The sequence below is a fragment of the Herbaspirillum sp. 3R11 genome, assembly GCF_004563925.1.
In the GTDB taxonomy this organism is placed as follows: Bacteria; Pseudomonadota; Gammaproteobacteria; order Burkholderiales; family Burkholderiaceae_D; genus Herbaspirillum.
Map to the genome: position 1 here is coordinate 1 of NZ_SPNJ01000007.1, position 5,749 is coordinate 5,749.

A 5,749-nucleotide genomic window follows, 5' to 3' on the forward strand; every position below is an offset into this window, starting at 1 on the left:
TTGACAAATGAATCGGACAGCAAAAAGCCCCACACCTGATGGTATGGGGCTTAAGCTTAATTAATAGCCTGACGATGACCTACTTTCACACTGGTTGCAGCACTATCATCGGCGCGAAGTCGTTTCACGGTCCTGTTCGGGATGGGAAGGGGTGGTACCAACTTGCTATAGTCATCAGGCATAACTTGTAGTGTTGCTTGGGTCCAATTGGAGCTAGGATAGCCAAACAACGCAATCTGGGAAGAAGTAAAGTGTATTTTGGGTGTGATGTGCCGATCAGGGCAAACACGGTAAAACTCTAAAGCTATAACAGCTAATGTTATAGGGACAAGCCGCACGGGCAATTAGTATCAGTTAGCTTAACGCATTACTGCGCTTCCACACCTGACCTATCAACGTCCTGGTCTCGAACGACCCTTTAGGGGGGTTAAACCCCCGGGAAGTCTCATCTCAAGGCGAGTTTCCCGCTTAGATGCTTTCAGCGGTTATCTCTTCCGAACTTAGCTACTCGGCAATGCCACTGGCGTGACAACCGATACACCAGAGGTTCGTCCACTCCGGTCCTCTCGTACTAGGAGCAGCCCCCTTCAAACTTCCAACGCCCACGGCAGATAGGGACCAAACTGTCTCACGACGTTTTAAACCCAGCTCACGTACCACTTTAAATGGCGAACAGCCATACCCTTGGGACCGGCTACAGCCCCAGGATGTGATGAGCCGACATCGAGGTGCCAAACTCCCCCGTCGATATGAACTCTTGGGAGGAATCAGCCTGTTATCCCCAGAGTACCTTTTATCCGTTGAGCGATGGCCCTTCCATACAGAACCACCGGATCACTATGTCCTACTTTCGTACCTGCTCGACTTGTCAGTCTCGCAGTTAAGCACGCTTATGCCATTGCACTATCAACACGATGTCCGACCGTATCTAGCGTACCTTCGAACTCCTCCGTTACACTTTGGGAGGAGACCGCCCCAGTCAAACTGCCTACCATGCACTGTCCCCGATCCGGATAACGGACCAAGGTTAGAACCTCAAACAAACCAGGGTGGTATTTCAAGGATGGCTCCATAGAGACTGGCGTCCCTACTTCAAAGCCTCCCACCTATCCTACACAGATTGGTTCAAAGTCCAATGCAAAGCTACAGTAAAGGTTCATGGGGTCTTTCCGTCTAGCCGCGGGTAGATTGCATCATCACAAACATTTCAACTTCGCTGAGTCTCGGGAGGAGACAGTGTGGCCATCGTTACGCCATTCGTGCAGGTCGGAACTTACCCGACAAGGAATTTCGCTACCTTAGGACCGTTATAGTTACGGCCGCCGTTTACTGGGACTTCAATCAAGAGCTTGCACCCCATCATTTAATCTTCCAGCACCGGGCAGGCGTCACACCCTATACGTCCACTTTCGTGTTTGCAGAGTGCTGTGTTTTTATTAAACAGTCGCAGCCACCTTTTTATTGCAACCCTTTCGTCCTTCAAGCGCAGGCCTGTCAAACTACTAGGGCGTACCTTATCCCGAAGTTACGGTACAAATTTGCCGAGTTCCTTCTCCCGAGTTCTCTCAAGCGCCTTAGAATACTCATCTCGCCCACCTGTGTCGGTTTGCGGTACGGTCTCGTTAGACTGAAGCTTAGAGGCTTTTCTTGGAACCACTTCCGATTGCTTCGCGAACAAGTTCGCTCGTCCCATACCCTTGAATTACGCTGCCGGATTTGCCTAACAGCCTTCTCTGATACAGAAACCGGGACATCCAACACCCGGACAACCTTCCGCGATCCGTCCCCCCATCGCATCTAACGACGGTGCAGGAATATTAACCTGCTTCCCATCAGCTACGCATCTCTGCCTCGCCTTAGGGGCCGACTCACCCTGCTCCGATGAACGTTGAACAGGAAACCTTGGGCTTACGGCGTGGGGGCTTTTCACCCCCATTATCGCTACTCATGTCAGCATTCGCACTTCTGATACCTCCAGCATCCTTTACAAGACACCTTCGCAGGCTTACAGAACGCTCTCCTACCATATCAATAAATTGATATCCGCAGCTTCGGTGACTGGCTTAGCCCCGTTACATCTTCCGCGCAGGACGACTCGATCAGTGAGCTATTACGCTTTCTTTAAAGGATGGCTGCTTCTAAGCCAACCTCCTGACTGTTTTAGCCTTCCCACTTCGTTTTCCACTTAGCCAATCTTTGGGACCTTAGCTGGCGGTCTGGGTTGTTTCCCTCTTGACGCCGGACGTTAGCACCCGACGTCTGTCTCCCAAGCTCGCACTCATCGGTATTCGGAGTTTGCAATGGGTTGGTAAGTCGCGATGACCCCCTAGCCATAACAGTGCTCTACCCCCGATGGTGATACTTGAGGCACTACCTAAATAGTTTTCGGAGAGAACCAGCTATTTCCAAGTTTGTTTAGCCTTTCACCCCTACCCACAGCTCATCCCCTAATTTTTCAACATTAGTGGGTTCGGTCCTCCAGTGCGTGTTACCGCACCTTCAACCTGGCCATGAGTAGATCACTTGGTTTCGGGTCTACACCCAGCGACTGAACGCCCTATTCGGACTCGATTTCTCTACGGCTTCCCTATTCGGTTAACCTTGCCACTGAATGTAAGTCGCTGACCCATTATACAAAAGGTACGCAGTCACGGAACAAGTCCGCTCCTACTGTTTGTATGCACACGGTTTCAGGATCTATTTCACTCCCCTTCCGGGGTTCTTTTCGCCTTTCCCTCACGGTACTGGTTCACTATCGGTCGATTACGAGTATTTAGCCTTGGAGGATGGTCCCCCCATGTTCAGACAGGATTTCACGTGTCCCGCCCTACTTGTCGCAAGCCTAGTTCCACACTACTGATTTCGTATAAGGGGCTATCACCCTCTATGGCCGGACTTTCCATTCCGTTCTACTATCAATGGTGCTAAATCTTGCAGGCTGGTCCCATTTCGCTCGCCACTACTTTGGGAATCTCGGTTGATTTCTTTTCCTGCAGCTACTTAGATGTTTCAGTTCGCCGCGTTCGCCTTGCATACCTATGTATTCAGTATGCAATACCCATAAAGGGTGGGTTTCCCCATTCGGAAATCTGCGGATCAAAGCGTGTTTGCTCGCTCCCCGCAGCTTATCGCAAGCTACTACGTCCTTCATCGCCTGTAATCGCCAAGGCATCCACCATGTGCACTTATTCACTTGTCCCTATAACGTTAGCCTCTCTTCCGAGAGATCGTTATAGAGTTTTTTGAGTTTAGCGTTTGCCGTATTGCCAAAGTAAGTCTTCTAATTGCTAAGATCACTTCGTAATACTTTGATTGATACAATCACACCCATCAACTTCTTGTACAAGGATCGAAATCCTGGCACTCGTCGTTGACGAATTCTTTACTTCTTCCAGATTGTTAAAGAACAAAAACAGCTATTGATCACTAAAAGACCAAACCTAAATCCACACGCGTTTTGCATGCGACTTAGGTTTGATGTTTCTGGTGGAGGTTGACGGGATCGAACCGACGACCCCCTGCTTGCAAAGCAGGTGCTCTCCCAGCTGAGCTAAACCCCCGAAACTCTTTGGTGGGTCTGGTTGGGCTCGAACCAACGACCCCCGCGTTATCAACACGGTGCTCTAACCAGCTGAGCTACAGACCCGCTTGGATCAGTAATCAGCAGTCAGCCAGCAGACTATGCCGCCGCCGCAACCGATATAACTGTTCTTCTTTACTAACAGACGATAAGTGTGAGCGCTTAAATCATGCGCACTCTAGAAAGGAGGTGATCCAGCCGCACCTTCCGATACGGCTACCTTGTTACGACTTCACCCCAGTCACGAACCCTGCCGTGGTAATCGCCCTCCTTACGGTTAGGCTAACTACTTCTGGCAGAACCCGCTCCCATGGTGTGACGGGCGGTGTGTACAAGACCCGGGAACGTATTCACCGCGACATGCTGATCCGCGATTACTAGCGATTCCAACTTCATGGAGTCGAGTTGCAGACTCCAATCCGGACTACGATACACTTTCTGGGATTAGCTCCCCCTCGCGGGTTGGCGGCCCTCTGTATGTACCATTGTATGACGTGTGAAGCCCTACCCATAAGGGCCATGAGGACTTGACGTCATCCCCACCTTCCTCCGGTTTGTCACCGGCAGTCTCATTAGAGTGCCCTTTCGTAGCAACTAATGACAAGGGTTGCGCTCGTTGCGGGACTTAACCCAACATCTCACGACACGAGCTGACGACAGCCATGCAGCACCTGTGTTACGGTTCTCTTTCGAGCACTCCTAAATCTCTTCAGGATTCCGTACATGTCAAGGGTAGGTAAGGTTTTTCGCGTTGCATCGAATTAATCCACATCATCCACCGCTTGTGCGGGTCCCCGTCAATTCCTTTGAGTTTTAATCTTGCGACCGTACTCCCCAGGCGGTCTACTTCACGCGTTAGCTGCGTTACCAAGTCAATTAAGACCCGACAACTAGTAGACATCGTTTAGGGCGTGGACTACCAGGGTATCTAATCCTGTTTGCTCCCCACGCTTTCGTGCATGAGCGTCAGTGTTATCCCAGGGGGCTGCCTTCGCCATCGGTATTCCTCCACATATCTACGCATTTCACTGCTACACGTGGAATTCTACCCCCCTCTGACACACTCTAGCCATACAGTCACAAATGCAATTCCCAGGTTGAGCCCGGGGATTTCACATCTGTCTTGCATAACCGCCTGCGCACGCTTTACGCCCAGTAATTCCGATTAACGCTTGCACCCTACGTATTACCGCGGCTGCTGGCACGTAGTTAGCCGGTGCTTATTCTTCAGGTACCGTCATTAGGCAAAGGTATTAACCTCACCCGTTTCTTCCCTGACAAAAGAGCTTTACAACCCGAAGGCCTTCTTCACTCACGCGGCATTGCTGGATCAGGCTTGCGCCCATTGTCCAAAATTCCCCACTGCTGCCTCCCGTAGGAGTCTGGACCGTGTCTCAGTTCCAGTGTGGCTGGTCGTCCTCTCAGACCAGCTACTGATCGTCGCCTTGGTGAGCTTTTACCCCACCAACTAGCTAATCAGATATCGGCCGCTCCACGAGCATGAGGTCTTGCGATCCCCCACTTTCATCCATAGATCGTATGCGGTATTAGCTAATCTTTCGACTAGTTATCCCCCACTCTAGGGCACGTTCCGATATATTACTCACCCGTTCGCCACTCGCCACCAGGAGCAAGCTCCCGTGCTGCCGTTCGACTTGCATGTGTAAGGCATGCCGCCAGCGTTCAATCTGAGCCAGGATCAAACTCTTCAGTTCAATCTCTGTTTTGCCATTGCTGGCTGATTCTTTCGAATCGGTCACTCACTCAAAATACTGACAGATAATTTCTTACCTATATTTCTTCGTAAGCGTTTAAAAATATTTAAAGTTTCCAGACCCGAAGGTCTGTCGCACTTCATTAAACGCCCACACTTATCGACTGTTAATTTTTAAAGAACCTTTTCTGCTTCGCACCGCACCGAAGTGCTGTTTGCGTCGCTGACAAATCGTTTTGTTTGTCAGCAGCAGAGAAACGAGATTATGTAGTGTTTTTTAATTTGCGTCAACTACTTTTTTAACGCTTCACTAAAAATTTTTACTACCAACTTCTCACTTCCTGAAACCTTTTTTACTTCCTTTTCCCCACCTCCGGCGCGCTGCGTCTTGCTGTTTGCTGCGTCGCTCTGCAGCGGGGAGGCGAACTATAGCAAAGCTTTTCCCATCCGTGCAA

General features: G+C 50.3%; 2 tRNA genes and 3 rRNA genes. All 5 read right to left on the reverse strand.

Features of this window, described 5'->3' with window-relative positions:
* Positions 1-66 precede the first annotated feature (66 nt).
* Positions 67-179 (reverse strand): 5S ribosomal RNA (gene rrf, locus E4P32_RS23965).
* Between the two features lie 144 nt (positions 180-323).
* Positions 324-3,199: ribosomal RNA gene (locus E4P32_RS23970) — 23S ribosomal RNA — on the reverse strand.
* A 285-nt stretch (positions 3,200-3,484) separates the two neighbouring features.
* Positions 3,485-3,560: transfer RNA gene (locus E4P32_RS23975), tRNA-Ala, on the reverse strand.
* A gap of 9 nt (positions 3,561-3,569) precedes the next feature.
* Positions 3,570-3,646 (reverse strand) — tRNA-Ile (locus E4P32_RS23980).
* Positions 3,647-3,762: 116 nt separating this feature from the next.
* Positions 3,763-5,295 (reverse strand): 16S ribosomal RNA (locus E4P32_RS23985).
* The 16S, 23S and 5S rRNA genes sit together here with 2 tRNA genes alongside, the layout of an rRNA operon.
* Positions 5,296-5,749 lie beyond the last annotated feature (454 nt).